Source organism: Mycobacterium sp. IDUB_19 (assembly GCF_055419445.1).
Map to the genome: position 1 here is coordinate 14,817 of NZ_JBVAXR010000011.1, position 13,832 is coordinate 28,648.

General features: G+C 61.0%; 12 protein-coding genes. 10 read left to right on the forward strand and 2 right to left on the reverse strand.

Annotated features, from left to right (window positions below):
• Positions 1 to 43 precede the first annotated feature (43 nt).
• Positions 44 to 1,576 carry an acyl-CoA synthetase gene (locus ACZY0B_RS11390; protein ID WP_463764209.1) on the forward strand — a complete coding sequence of 511 codons (1,533 nt, stop codon included), beginning with the start codon at positions 44 to 46 and terminating at the stop codon, positions 1,574 to 1,576.
• Between the two features lie 275 nt (positions 1,577 to 1,851).
• Here the strand turns inward: ACZY0B_RS11390 and ACZY0B_RS11395 are convergent, their stop codons facing one another.
• A complete protein-coding gene (locus ACZY0B_RS11395) occupies positions 1,852 to 3,369 on the reverse strand; it encodes an adenylate/guanylate cyclase domain-containing protein (RefSeq protein WP_463764210.1) in 1,518 nt (505 codons plus the stop codon).
• A gap of 486 nt (positions 3,370 to 3,855) precedes the next feature.
• The gene (locus tag ACZY0B_RS11400) at positions 3,856 to 4,842 is read right to left on the reverse strand and encodes a hypothetical protein (RefSeq protein ID WP_463764211.1); all 987 of its coding nucleotides are present in this window, start codon (positions 4,840 to 4,842) and stop codon (positions 3,856 to 3,858) included.
• Positions 4,843 to 5,775: 933 nt separating this feature from the next.
• On the opposite strand from ACZY0B_RS11400, the gene ACZY0B_RS11405 reads away from it, so the two are divergent.
• The 9 genes from ACZY0B_RS11405 to ACZY0B_RS11445 all read left to right on the forward strand — a co-directional run bounded on the left by ACZY0B_RS11405 (position 5,776) and on the right by ACZY0B_RS11445 (position 13,715).
• On the forward strand, positions 5,776 to 6,744 hold the full coding sequence (locus ACZY0B_RS11405) for an MlaD family protein (protein WP_463764212.1): 969 nt from the start codon (positions 5,776 to 5,778) through the stop codon (positions 6,742 to 6,744).
• On the forward strand, positions 6,741 to 7,742 hold the full coding sequence (locus ACZY0B_RS11410) for an MlaD family protein (RefSeq protein WP_463764213.1): 1,002 nt from the start codon (positions 6,741 to 6,743) through the stop codon (positions 7,740 to 7,742). The genes ACZY0B_RS11405 and ACZY0B_RS11410 overlap by 4 nt, the downstream gene beginning before the upstream one ends.
• Positions 7,730 to 8,698, forward strand: a complete 969-nt coding sequence (locus ACZY0B_RS11415; protein WP_463764214.1) for an MlaD family protein — start codon at positions 7,730 to 7,732, stop codon at positions 8,696 to 8,698. Before ACZY0B_RS11410 ends, ACZY0B_RS11415 begins: the two co-directional genes overlap by 13 nt.
• Complete coding sequence (locus ACZY0B_RS11420; RefSeq protein WP_463764215.1) at positions 8,698 to 9,804, forward strand: MlaD family protein; 1,107 nt, start codon at positions 8,698 to 8,700, stop codon at positions 9,802 to 9,804. Before ACZY0B_RS11415 ends, ACZY0B_RS11420 begins: the two co-directional genes overlap by 1 nt.
• A complete protein-coding gene (locus tag ACZY0B_RS11425; protein WP_463764216.1) occupies positions 9,801 to 10,790 on the forward strand; it encodes an MlaD family protein in 990 nt (329 codons plus the stop codon). Before ACZY0B_RS11420 ends, ACZY0B_RS11425 begins: the two co-directional genes overlap by 4 nt.
• Entirely contained in the window at positions 10,787 to 11,740 is a 954-nt protein-coding gene (locus ACZY0B_RS11430; RefSeq protein WP_463764217.1) for an MlaD family protein, read from the forward strand. Before ACZY0B_RS11425 ends, ACZY0B_RS11430 begins: the two co-directional genes overlap by 4 nt.
• Positions 11,741 to 11,783: 43 nt before the next feature.
• The gene (locus ACZY0B_RS11435; protein ID WP_463764218.1) at positions 11,784 to 12,455 is read left to right on the forward strand and encodes a hypothetical protein; all 672 of its coding nucleotides are present in this window, start codon (positions 11,784 to 11,786) and stop codon (positions 12,453 to 12,455) included.
• Positions 12,456 to 12,552: 97 nt separating this feature from the next.
• Complete coding sequence (locus ACZY0B_RS11440; protein ID WP_463764313.1) at positions 12,553 to 13,167, forward strand: hypothetical protein; 615 nt, start codon at positions 12,553 to 12,555, stop codon at positions 13,165 to 13,167.
• Between the two features lie 122 nt (positions 13,168 to 13,289).
• Positions 13,290 to 13,715: a hypothetical protein gene (locus ACZY0B_RS11445; protein ID WP_463764314.1), complete on the forward strand. Its 426-nt coding sequence runs from the start codon at positions 13,290 to 13,292 to the stop codon at positions 13,713 to 13,715.
• The last annotated feature ends 117 nt before the right edge of the window (positions 13,716 to 13,832 follow it).

The window sequence follows — 13,832 nt, forward strand, 5'->3', positions numbered from 1 at the left end:
GTCCGATTTGGCGGGAGAACGCCAGAGGAGCAGAGGAGCGCTGATGGACGGGCTGATGCTCAGCGGCGCGCGGGCAATGGCGCAGTCCGTACTGTTTAAGCGCGCGGCACGAGCAGCGTCCGGGTTCGCTTCGCTCGGCATCGGTGCGAACGGCGCGGTTGCCCTGATCCTGCGCAACGACTTTGCCTTCTTTGAAGCCGCTATGGGGGCCGGGATGATAGGCGCCTACACCGTACCGGTGAACTGGCACTTCACCGCGGATGAGGCCGGCTATATCATCCGGGACTGCGGTGCGCGGGCCGTGTTGGTGCACGCCGACCTGCTGCCCCAGGTGGAAGACGGCATCCCGGCCGGTGTCAGCGTCTTCGTAGTACCTACGCCTCCGGAGATCCGTGACGCGTATGGCATCACGGCTAAGTCCAGCGTTCCGTCGATGGAGGCGGTCCAGTGGCGCTCCTGGGTGGCCCAGCAGGAACCCTGGACCGGGCCGCCGCTGGCACGGTCCACCATGATCTATACCTCGGGTACCACAGGCCGGCCCAAGGGGGTGCGGCGCGAGCCGCCGACGCCGGCCCTGCAGGCGCGGATGGCCGAGGTGGTGTCGCACGTTTACGGCATAGAACCTGGCGAGGCTATCCGCACAGTCATCACCGGCCCGATGTATCACTCGGCGCCCAACACTTATGCGCTTTCGGCGGCACGCAGCGGCGGGCTCGTGGTGCTGCAGCCGCGATTCGATGCCGAGGATCTCTTGCGGCTGATCCAGTTGCACCGCATCACGCATCTGCACGTGGTCCCCACCATGTTCGTGCGGTTGTTGAAGCTGCCGGCAGCGGTGCGCACCAAGTACGATCTGTCCTCGCTGAGATTCGTGACGCACGCTGCCGCACCCTGTGCGCTGACGGTGAAGCAGCAGATGATCGAGTGGTGGGGCCCAGTGATCAACGAGTACTACGGCTGCACGGAAAGTGGCGCCGCGGTGTTCCATACGTCGGCGGAGGCGCTGCGCAAACCGGGCACGGTCGGGCGGCCGATCGAGGGTGCCGTGGTGAAGATCTGCGATGCGGCGGGCAATGGGTTGGCGCCAGGCGAGATCGGCGAGGTGTGCATCAAGATCAACGGCTACCCCAACTTCACGTACCACGGCATGGACGACAAACGCCGCGAAATCGATCGCGACGGCCTGATCTCCTGCGGCGAAATAGGTTACCTCGATACGGACGGCTACCTGTTTCTGTGCGACCGTGCCCGCGATATGGTGATCTCCGGCGGCGTAAACATCTATCCGGCCGAGATCGAGTCGGTGCTGATCGGTATGCCGGGCGTGCAGGATTGCGCCGTGTTCGGCATTCCCGACGAGGAGTTCGGCGAGTCCGTGGCGGCCTATGTCGAGCCGCAGGAGGGTGTCGAACTGACCGCCGAGGCCATGCGCGCCTGGCTGCGCGAGCGCATCGCTGCCTACAAGGTCCCAAAGCTGATCAGGTTCGAGCGTGACCTGCCGCGCGAGGACTCGGGCAAGATCTTTAAGAGAAAGCTTCGCGCGCCGTACTGGGAGAATGTGGGGCGCCAGATTTAATCGGGCGAACAGAAAAGGGGCACCGTCGAGGTCTCCGGTCTTCCTATCGTCCAGTGCCACAGCGGGATTCAGTTTCAGGAATGAAGACCGTGTTTCAGTCCGTGGCATCGATGGCCGCGGTCGAGAGGCTGAAGGCGTGTCTCGGCGATGCCCGCCGGCTATGGTGCCGTTTAGGGCCGAATGGCCCAGGCTCATTCGAAGGAGGGCGGCAAAGGGCGGCTCATCGCGGAGCCGGCGCCCCTGCTAGTAGATGAAACCCGCTCTAGGGGAACGGGTTAGAGCGATCCCGTATCATCGGCGGGGGCCAGAATCGCGGTAGCCGCGAAACGGCCGCGCAGTAGCGTGGAACCGCACGACACCCAGTGCTGACGTTCTACTGACTCGGCGCAGGTGAAGACCGCCCGGGAGCAGAGAACCCTCCCTTTAGCTGTCTTGGCATGATCTGCCAGCCGGGAGGCTTCGTTTACCGCATCGCCAATCACGGTGTACTCATAGCGACTTTCGGCTCCCACGTTGCCTGCGAACACCGGGCCGGCTGATACACCGATGCCGAAGTCGACCTCAGGTAGCTGACGCAACGCGACGCCGAGAGCACGCGCTGTCGACAGTGCGGCCGACGCTGATCCGGGTGTTTGCAGGGGCGCACCGAACACCGCTAACGCGGCGTCGCCCTGGAATTTGTTGATCAGTCCTTGGCGTTGATCGACGGCGGCGACAACGATCCGGAAGAAGGCATTGAGCACCTCTGCAACCTCTTGGGGTGGCCGCTTCGCAGCCAGCTCGGTCGAGCCGATCAAGTCGATGAACAGGATGGCCACCTCCCGGACGTCGCCTGACGGCCATTCCTGTTCGGTTACGGCCCGGCGCGCGACGTCCTTGCCGACGTAGCGGCCGAACAGGTCGCGCAGATGGTCGCGTTCCCTGAGTCCGTTCGCCATTCTGTTAAATCCGCTTTGAAGTTGCCCGATTTCGGCCCGGTCGTACACCTCGACCGTGGCGTCGATTTGTCCGTGTTCCAACTGCGACATCGCCTTGATAACGTCTTGTACCGGGTCGCGTATCGACCGTGACACGAGAACGACCGCGCGCAGTCCAATGGGGAGCGCTGCTAGGGAGAAAGCCAGCATTGGGATTTCCGCCGATGCGGCACTGTCAAGGATCCAGCCGTTCGATCGAGTGAGCATCAGCGCCATGATTCCCGCACAGGGAAGTGCGCCGCATAGCATCCACATGATCAGCAGTCGGGTATTCAGGCCGGGAGATATTTTGCGGGCACGGTGGTCGTCGGACTGAGCGGCGGCGGCGAGCGGCCGAAGGGTGCGCTGAGTGAGCAAGAGGCCGGCGCACGCCGATGCTCCGCCGCCAAAGATCCCCGCGAAGCTGATCAAAACCGCCCCTTGTATTCCCAGGTCAAGGTTGAGCAGGGTGAAGACGGCGCCGCCGAACAGCCATGTCGCCAAGAGGATCGCGGACTGGCGGATCGTCGTCGTCATAGCCAGGCGCCATTGTTCGGGATCGGGCTTTTCACCTGTGCTGAACCAGCGAAGCGACGGCGCGAGGTTGACCACGCCTACGACTGAGGCCGCGGCAGTCCCAAGGGCGACGAGGACGGCCATCGTGATCAGGTTGCGCTCCGTGAACAAAGGGGCCACCTGGGCCACGGTCCGACCGCGGAGCGAGATGACGACAATGATGACGTCGATCGCGCCGACTAACTGCGCAGATGCGATGCCGGCCGCATACCGAATGCCTACGCTGGTCCTGTCGCCAAATATTGGTCGGGCCGCTGTCATCGGGGTGGTGATCGACGTTGGGCCAGCCAAGGGCTGGAGCGGGCAGGCCCGTGGTCCGGTTCGGTGTCGGCGGCAAGTCTTGGGCGCAAGGCCACATCTTGCTCGCCATGGTTGCTAGCTGGGAGTAAGGACGACGTGCGCGGCCGATTGCGGCTGCCACCGGTTCCCTTTGGCCTTGCGCGGCGCCACCGGCTCACTAAGGGCACCAAGCGGGGCGGCCGACGTCCTCTGGCAGTCCCATGCACGAACACATCGGTCTGGACGGCGTCGATACCGGCCAGGACCTCGGCCCAGATGTCCGCCTCTTCGGTTGCACTCAACACTCTAATGACGCCCTAACATGACCAGCACGAGGGCTGCGTCGGTCATGACCCTCTCATGACCGATCTACTGCAAAATCGGGGGCGAACGCGCCCGCTCTCCATGTCAGTCACGGGATTCCAGGGGTCGATGACCAGCCATCGACCAAAGGCCGTCGGCTTATGCCTACACCGCCGCCGGTTTGGCCGTGGGTCGGGTGTTCAGCTCATCGAGCAGGTCCTCGATGAGCCCACCGGGGGTGAACTCGTCGGCAGTCGACTCCATCGTTGGCGTGGCGTGGCGGCGATCACCGATGACGAAGACCTGCTGCATTCCATCTGGGCCGGCGACGACGGGACCCAGCCATTCGCCGGCACGGTCAACACGCATGTCACCCTTCTCGTATGGCCGCCCGCCGATCTCACAGGTACCGGCCACGATCAAACGGAACACCTCGGTCTCGAAGCGGCACCGAGGGGTGACCACGCCGTTCGGCTCGGTCGCCGAGAGGATGAGGACCGGACCGCACACTGGGTGCCCAAGGACTGACACCACTGCCCGCGTGCCGGCGTGCAACGGTGTCCACGAGTCGGCGTCGGCGAACGACCCGTTCAGCTTTCCGCTTCTTGTCGACCCCAGGCTGCATGCGAGCGCCGACGGTCCTGCCGTGTCTTGGGGGTCGTCCGGAAACCATATGTCGCCGCCCTTGAGCTCGTAGAGCCTCGCGAAGTAGCGGTGTGTTTCGACCTCCAGCTGCGCCTCTGGGCTGTCCGGCGGGGGCTCTTTGACGTACCTGGCCCGCATCCCACGCCGGTCGGCTACGAAGACAGCCATCCATAGACCGTCGTCGCCGAGGACGTCCTCGCCCGGATAGGGCTTCCAACCCTGTTGGAATCGGAACTCGCCGGGATCGTATGTCTCGGGACCCATCTTGAACGTGCCGCGCAAGATGATCCGGAAGTTGTCGCTGGCGTGGCCGTGCGCCATCGCCGGCGGCGGGATCGTGCCTGGCAGGCACGCCACCGGACCGATGATGGGCCCGCAGGTGTCGTGACCGAGCTTGACCGACGTGTTGGCCATATCTCCCATACGGACTGGCCACGCACCGGTGTCGCTGAAATTCAATTCGGCGAGGGTTTCGGTGGACTGCTTTGTCCCCCAAGCGCTGTACATGCGGTTCTCCCTCCGGGGAGTTGACGGTGAGCTACATCGGAGGCTAGCCCGCGTCGGAGCGGTCAATCCACGCCGTTGAGTGGCAGTAGTTGTGCCACCTGCGGTCAGGCGTGCGTCAAAACGTCGTCGCCAGCGCATGCATCCTTCGGCCACGCCACGGGCGAACCCGTTCCAGGGCGCTGCTGGTTTATAACCAGGTTTTGGGGCGGTGCGGTTGGTGGCGAGATCGGGAGGCGCGGCAGCATTCAACGGCTGCCGCCCGAAGGTGGTGCCCGCTTGGCGGTGAGCATGTCGCCGATCTGGTTACACGCTGGGGATTGGGACGTCCGATGATCGAGGCGTGGGTGATGGCGACGGCGTCGTGTTGCAGGCCTAAGAGGGCTGCGACGCCGAATCATGTTGAGTCGGGCGGGTGCTCAGCGGTCGACGCCGCGATGCGCTGTCCATTTCGACTTGGTCGACGCTCTCACGTCCGACGTCGAAAGTCACCGGTCGAGGGGTAAACCCCACGGCCAGCGCAAAATTCGCGTGTTTGGTGTCCGTACCCGGGCGCTCAGCCGCAACGGTCGTAAGTGATGGATTTACGACACGCGGGCCAGGCATTCCGCCCACTTTCTCACCATCTGAACTTATTTGGGTTGCCGTGGTGCCCGCACAGCGGCGAATAATTGCCGCCAAGCCATAACAGTGCCGGCCCATACCGACGTGCCAGCCGAAGTAACCGGAGTGATCCGCGAGGGGTTAAGTGACAGGTGAGGCTGAATTGACAGAAGAATCTGGTGACGTGTCGCTGGGCGATGGTTCCGGCCACAACACACGGATGCTGAGGCGCGTGCAGCCCGCTTTCGGCTGTCGCGGCTAGAACGGCCGTTTATGTTATTGCAACGATCAGCGGAATCTGAGGAGCGGACGCTCACGATCATCGGCATTGGCGTGGTGTTCTGCATCGTCCTTGCCGCTCTCGCTGTTGTGTTCCAGCCATTTCACGGCAAACCACATGACCAGATTTCGGTAACGATCGACACTCCGTACGCCGCCCAAGGCGTCAAAGCGGGAACGCCAGTGGTGCTGCACGGCGTTCCGGTGGGCGAGGTCACCGACATATCTAGTTTGCGCGGTGGTGGTGTTCGGCTGGTTACCGACCTGCAGAAGGGGCCAGTGACGGGCCTCACCGACACCATGAAGATCGATTTCCGGCCTGTCAATTATTTCGGCGTGACCGGTGTCAACATCATCGGTCGTCCGGGTGGCCAGGCGCTGCGCGACGGGACTCAAATCAGTACGGTGCCCGGTGGCAACTTCTCTTTGCAGACGCTGCTGTCTCGTCTTGGCGAGGTGTCCTCGAGCATCGTGTCGCCCAAGGTGGTCGAGGTGATCGATCGCGCCACCCGATACACCGACGGACTGACTCCGCTGATCGAGACGCTACTGGTCGCTAGCAACACGGTCGCCGACGTGCAATCAATCTCGACAGAGAAACTCTTGCGCAATTCGGCAGGGATTAGCGTCGCATTTCCGGCACTGACTGATTCGGCGCTGGACGCCGCCGACCGCTTGATTTCCTCAAACCCTTCTTTCGGCGGCCTCTCTCAAGCCATGTACGAGAGGTACCTTGCCTTCTTCGATGAGTCGAATAATGGCCTGTTCGGTACTGCCGGCAGGTTGGAGGGAAGCCACATCGATGATGAGCTGCCCGCGATCGAGGTGACCAAGATGCTCGTCGATGTCGTGCCCAATTTGCTCAGGCCAGATGACCTCGCCTACACACTGGTGGAACTACGCACCCGGTTCGAGAGGGGTTTCGAAGGAACTCCCGAGCAACGTGCGCTGCGGGTTCGAGTCGTCTTGGACAGCCTTCCTGGCGTTGCTGCGCCGCTTGGCATCATGGCGGCCCGACAATGAAGCCGATAGCAGCGTTATGGCGCCTTGGGATCAGCGTCATCGTGACGATCTTTCTGATTGTCCTGGTCTCCAACGTCATTACCCAGCCGGTAACCACGAATATGCGTTCTTACACCGCGGCGTTTACGGATGCATCCGGACTGCATATGGACGCTGATGTGCGTGTCCGTGGTGTTCGTGTTGGGAAGGTGACATCTATCGATTTGTCGCGACAGAGTGGGCAAAGCGTAGCCGTGGTCGGATTCACTCTTGATACTGGACAGGGCATCGTGTCAGCCTCGCGCCTTGCCATCAAGTACCAGGCTCTGACGGGTGTGCGCTACCTGGAGGTGGTGAACCCAGCGGAGAAATATTCGGCAGCCGATCTCGTCACGAAGGTGCCAACCGCCATGACACAGTCGTCCTTTGACATCACCGCGCTGTTCAACGGCCTGCAGCCCGTGATCGCGACACTGAATCCCGACGAGATCAACACCTTTACCGCGAATGCGGCATCATTTTTGTCCGGCGACGGGGCCGGCCTGGGAACGATGCTGGACAGCCTGCGCAAGCTCACCGAGTTCGTGTCGGACCGCCAGCAAGTCGTGGCAACTCTGATGCGCAATCTTGCAGCACTCGCCGACGCTATAAGCGGCGATTCGCCAAAGTTTATCCAGTTACTAAAGTGGGCGGAAAGACCGCTTGATGGTGCACTCGAGGCGCTTGATGAATTCAGGAAGTCCCAACTCTACGGTCCCGGCTTCCTCCAACCGACGTTGCGACTTATAGATAGTTTGGGGATCAAGCCTGGAATTAATCCTGATACGGCCCTAGATCGTGCGTTCACCAACCTCGACAATGCAATAGACGCATTCAAACTGATACCGGTCATGTGGGAGAATATTCCATCACCGGCTCCGGATGGAACGCCCGCGCCGTGCTCTCATGGTCGTGCCCAGCTGCCGACGACATTGGATGTGTTTTTGAATGGGCAACGGGTGATGCTATGCAACAATTGAAGCTGCGGCGAAACCCGATTCTCTGGGGTACCGGGGCGCTTGCATTAGTTACCGTACTCGCGTTAGTGGCCGCGTATTTCTATGTGTCTCCCCCGGGGCAGAAATTAGTCACTTTCTATACCGACGACTCGGCGTCCATCCGTCCCGGCGATGAGGTGCGGATTGCGGGTATCTCGGTTGGCGCGGTAAAAGACCTGGCCTTGGAATCGGATCGGGTGCGGGTGCAGGCACACGTCGAGGGCACAGCCTTTGTCGGCGATCAGTCGCAGGTACAAGTCCGCATGCTCACCGTGGTCGGCGGTTACTACGTGAATCTCGTTTCCCTCGGGACCAAGCCGCTTGGCGCTACGCCTATTCCGGTGGCGCGGGTGACCATGCCCTACAGCCTGGTCCGCGCGCTGGCTGATTCGACGAAAATCACCGACGATGTCGCCACAACGTCGATCAACGAATCACTCAACCAAATACAAGAGGGGCTGACAGGTAAAAATGTGGAGTCGCTCTCCGCGGTGATTGACGCGGGCAATACCCTCATGTCGACAGTAGACAAGCAGCGGGGACAACTCTCCGCGATCCTGAATCTTTCCGACGAATATCTCAACGGTCTGGCCAACTATCGGGATGACCTCGTCAGATTTGTCCGCAAGGCGGCAGTCGTGCAGCAGACTCTCGTCCTATACAGCAAGGGCTTCGGCGCCTCATTGTTAGGGATTGGTAAAGTGCTCGACGCGGTCAAACCGGTCGGCGACTTTTATATCAACCATCGTGATCGTTTCCTCGAAACGGTCCGCCGATGGCAACAAGAGGCGCGGTTGTGGATAGACCGCAATGGTGTCACTCTTCGCCTCCTGCACCGACTGCAGGACAAGACGAGCCGAATGCTGGACGAACAGAATGCCAGGCCAGAACTGTTGGCCACCGACCTGTGCATTCCCGTGCCGGGGAGCCCATGCTGATGGCCGCATCACGCCGATACCGCGCATTCTTCCGGGCGACCGCAGTTTCAGTCAGCGCGGCGACTGCGGTCGTCCTATGCGGCTCGTGCGCGCCGATCAGCCGGGTGCAGCACGCCAGCTACTGCGCGATCATGCCCGACTCTGTCGGTCTCTATGTTGGCAACTCGGTCACCCAGATGGGCTATCCGATCGGCAAAGTCTCCGCGATCACCCCCGCGATGCGCGACGTCCGAGTGGATTTCACCGTGACCGAGCCGCGGTCGCTGCCCGACAATGTTAAAGCCGTCACCAGGTCGGGGTCGATCCTCGCCGACCGTTCGCTCGAACTTGTCGGGAATTTTCATTCCGGTTCCCGGCTGCCCGTCGGCGGGTGCATTCCGCTGAGCAGATCGTCGACGTCGAAGAGCTTGTCCGAGATCATCGGGTCGGCAACCAATTTCGTGAACTCGATCAATCCGAACGGGTCGAGCAATCTCGGCGATGTCGTACGGGGGCTTGACTTGGCCACCCGCAACACCGGATCGCGCGTCAATCACCTTCTGACCACGACATCGGCGCTGCTTGACGCGCCCGACCAAGCGATCGGCGACATCGGCTCGATCATCACCAACCTTGAGCTGTTGACCTCGACGATCGCAAAGATCAGGGGGCCGCTCAAGGATTTGCTGCACGACCTTCCCCAGACGATACCGGATGTGATCGATGCGCTAGACGGTGCCGTCCTGATATTTAACGGCATCCTCCCGCTGATCAACTTGGCTTCGGATGTGGAGAGCAACCTGGGTAGCGAGGTCCAGCAAACGCTCGACGAAGTGTCGATCGCATTGCGGAAGGCGAGCGCACACGCTCCGTGGCTAGCGTCGTTTCTTTATTGGGGTATCTATCCGTGGTGGATCAACCCGATCGTCAACTATGTCAATCGGCATCAATTCGCCACACTCAGATGGCGACCGCCCCTCTATCGCATCCGCACGCCTAACAACCTGGCCCTGTGCAACATGATGAACGCGTCGTTGCCCGGCAGCTGCGCAGACGTCGCCGGTACGCCGTACGCGGTTGATGCTGCGCTCCTGCAGTACGTACTGACGCAGGCGGCGAAGCGATGACGCGCCGGGTGGGGTACCTGGCCGCCGCCACCGCGCTCGCGCTCTCGTCGTGCGCGTCGCTCAATGTCAATGCGCTGCCGCTGCCCGGCAATTCCCATAGCGGCGGATACGACATCGTCATGGAATTCGCTAGTGTGCTCAACCTGCCCGATCGCGCCAACGTGATGCTGGATCAACGGACGGTCGGAAGTGTCACTGCGGTGACGCTTCGGAGCAACCACGTCGATGTCACGGCGCGTATCGACCGCGATGTGGTGGTGCCGTCCAACGTCCACGCCGTTCTGCAGCAAGCGACGGTACTAGGTGACATCTACGTCGCTCTCGACCGCCCGCAGACCACTGATGTCGTGGCCCACCCGTTGGGTCCGGGCGCTCGGATAGCCCTGGCCCAAACCACCTCTCCCCCACAGCTGGAAGACACCATCGCTTACGCGGCCAATTTCATCTCCAGTGGGTCCATTCAGCGTATACAGAATACGATTGTCGGCCTCAATCGAGTGACGCCACCCGGTGATAAGGTACGCAAAATCGCCTCCCTGGTTTCTGCCGATCTCTCGGATTTATCCAATAATATCGATGTGGTCGACCACTTGCTTAACGGCGCGTCCCAGACCGGTGATGTCTTGTACAGCAGAATTCCGTCGTTTCAGCACTATTTTTCACCGGAAGGCATGCTCGGGTTTGAGCGCACGACTTTGGCCTCGCGTGACACAGGTAAAACGGTTCCGTCAATCGGCACCACCTACACAAACGGATTCTGGCTTGTTCCGTTTCTGATGTCGGCAGCAGACGCCGCGAGCGCGCTCCAACGGTCGAAGTGGGCTGTCGATGATGAGATACGAGAATTGCCGCGCCTATTACGCGAGTACTTCCTCCCGCAAGACAAGCATCCGGCGATCAATATCACCTCCATCATCGGACCGGACGGGCGAGAATTGTCGGGCAATGTCCAAGATGTGTTACGGATTCTGGGAGCCACCCCGTGAAAGTACGTGACGTCGCGTCATTTCTCGCCTTTGCGGCGATGATTGTGCTCGGGCTTGGTTACCTTGGATCGCTCGGCGTCCGGGTAAAGCCACCTGATCAGCGCACGAATCTGTCAATGGAAGTACCTGATGTCAATGGTCTCGTGGTGGGAGCGAACGTCCTGCTGCGGGGGGTGCCGGTCGGCAAGATCAGCAATATCGCAACGTCGGTCGGGGGCGCATCTATCGGCTTTTACATCGATGACCGCTATCGCGTTCCAGTCGACAGCGAGGTGCGACTGGAGAATTTGTCGGCGCTCGGTGAAACCTACGTCGGCCTGGTACCGCGCAGTGAGGGCGGACCGGTATTCCATAACGGCCAGCACATCGCGACCGACGCGATATTTCAGCCCGCGTCGATCTCCGAGTTGGCGACGAGTGTCGTGCGCGTTCTCAATCAACTGGACCCCGGCGCGCTGGACCGCATCGTCGATGAGGGTGATGTTGCATTGCCAAGCCCCGTCGCCGTCCTACCGAACCTGTCGCACGCCAGCACACTGCTGAGAAACACCGCAATGAGCATGAATGGACGCGCACGTCAACTGCTTGATAACTTTCAAACGCTGCTGCACCACAGCGAATGGGTTGGTCCGATACTCGCCGGCCTTGCACCCTATATCTACCGGGGTGGCAAAGATTTTCAAGGGGTGTTTGGCGCCTATTCGGAGATCATTGCTCGCGGTGCACCGCGAACACTTATTAACCTTCGCCATCTTATCGAACGAATACAGAAGTTTCTTGACGTACGGGGCGGTGACCTCAAGGTGTTGTTCGAGGCGTTTCGACCGGGTATGACAGGCATCACCGGGGCGCTGATGAACCTAGACACCGGTCAACTCTTAGAAAACCTGCTCGCCACGGTGCCGCCCGACGGCACCATCACGCTCCATGTCGCCACCGCCGGGAACTAGGTATTCGGTTGCCTCGGGACACGCGAACGAGAAAGGTACAACAATGACTGACACGACTACTGACACCTTGGAACCAGCTTCCGCCGAAACGGATCCGTCCGGGCCGCAGGACGGCGATTCGGACACGGTTCGGGTTAAACCCGAAGCGCCGGTGAAAGATTCGACAGCCGACACGGCAGTCACTGGGCGGCGGCTGTCGATCTCCATCGGATTTCGCAGCTTGAGCCTCGCTACATTGATAGCCATTCTAGTCGGGGCGGTCGCCACGTTGGCCTGGCTATATATCGGGGCGCAGCACAAGCTCGATGCTCAGGCTCGCGAATCGGATAATAGGACTCACGCCGAGAAGATCGCGCTTGACTACGCGGTGGCCGCGGCGGCGATGAATTTTCAGGATCTCAATGCCTGGAAGGCCAAGCTGGTGGCGGGGACCAGCCCGGAACTCAACGCGAAGCTGACCGACGCGGCGAAATCCCTGGAACAGATCCTCACCCCTCTGCAATGGACTTCGACGACGCAACCGCTCGTCGCAAAAGTTCATTCGACTACGGGCGGAGTTTTCACCGTCGACTGCTTTGTCAGCGTTCAGACAAAAACCGTGCAAGCCCCTGAACCGCTGCAATCCACGGCAACATACAGCGTCACCATCGACAGTAATAAGAATTGGCAGATCACCGACGTTGGCGGGATTGGCGCGGTCGTCGAGCATAAATAGATCGGCTAATGCTCAAAGAAACGAAGGGGCCGTGATTCTCAAGATCTTGGGTCGTCGCAAGAAGCTCCGCCCCGGCGGCACTGCTACCGCCGCGCTGATGGTTGCGCTCACCACGGTCGGCATGGCGGCGGGGGTCCTGAGTGGGCCGACGGCGTTCGCTGAACCCGCTTCTGATAGCGACCTCATTCGGCCTTTACCGGTGTTCACCCCGACGCCCTCGACCTGGGTTCCAAAATTTCCTTTTCCTTACGACTCCACCAGAGGCAATGTCACCGATGCGGACATCAACGCCGAACGCGAAATGTGCCAGTGGTACACGGCTCAATACAATACGCTGTATCGGCAGATCGACAGGTTGCAATTCAACCGCATTGGTGATGTTGGCACCAACAGCGTTAATGGTGACAACGGAGTTGATTGGGACTACAGCATCAACGGTGTTCAACAGCAAGCGGATATCGTCCTGGCAAATATCGATCAGTCGCTCGCCTTCCTCGCTCCGCGCGTCCAGTCGCTGTCGCGCAGTCAAGACTATGTGGGCGATAGCTACTTCCCGCTCTATAAAGCCGACGCCTTTTACAAGCTCTGGGAGCAGCTATCCAATGTGCGTAACGGCGTCGGGGCCCATCAGCCGGACTGGTTCACCGGACCATCGGTGCAAACGGCAAAGCGGTGGGGCAGTGACATCCAGCATTCGCATGTGTGCGACTAGAGGGGATGCGACGAATGCACACTGAGGCGGCGCTGCTCAGACGGTCAACCGGCGATCTGGTCGGCCGCAAAACAGAGCGACCACCATTGCGCCGCCGCCGACAACGCGGGGCATCGGCGGTGATGGCCGTGACGGTTGTCGGCGCCAGCGTCTGGCTGCCACCCTCGGCGGCCGCAGATTCGGCAGACAACTTAAGGAACGCGGTGTTATCGGCCCGCTCGGGGTCGTGTGGGCCATTACGGTCAAACCCAGCTGCGGAGCAAACGGCCACGATCGTCAATCGCTCGACCGATACATACCTCGATCACAACGCACGCGCGTTGCCAGTGCTCGACCCATTACCGGTACTCAAGGATCTCGGCTACGGCGGCCGTAAGGCCGTGATACTGCAAGGTGCGGGCCACACGGAGGCCGAGGCAATTAAGGGGGCGTTGTTGGAAGGCTATGATGCGCTTCCCGACTGCTCCTACACCGATTACGGGGTGAGCTTTTTGCGCAACGCCACGAGTGAATACATGTTGACCGTCGCCGTATTGGCCGGACCCTAAATACGGTCGACGCGATCGGAGTGCTGTGACACACAATTTACCCACCGGCCGGGCCAATTCACGGCCCAGCCCGGCTCGGCCCGACATTGTCGGCCGCTGGGCGCTCCCCTGCTCGGC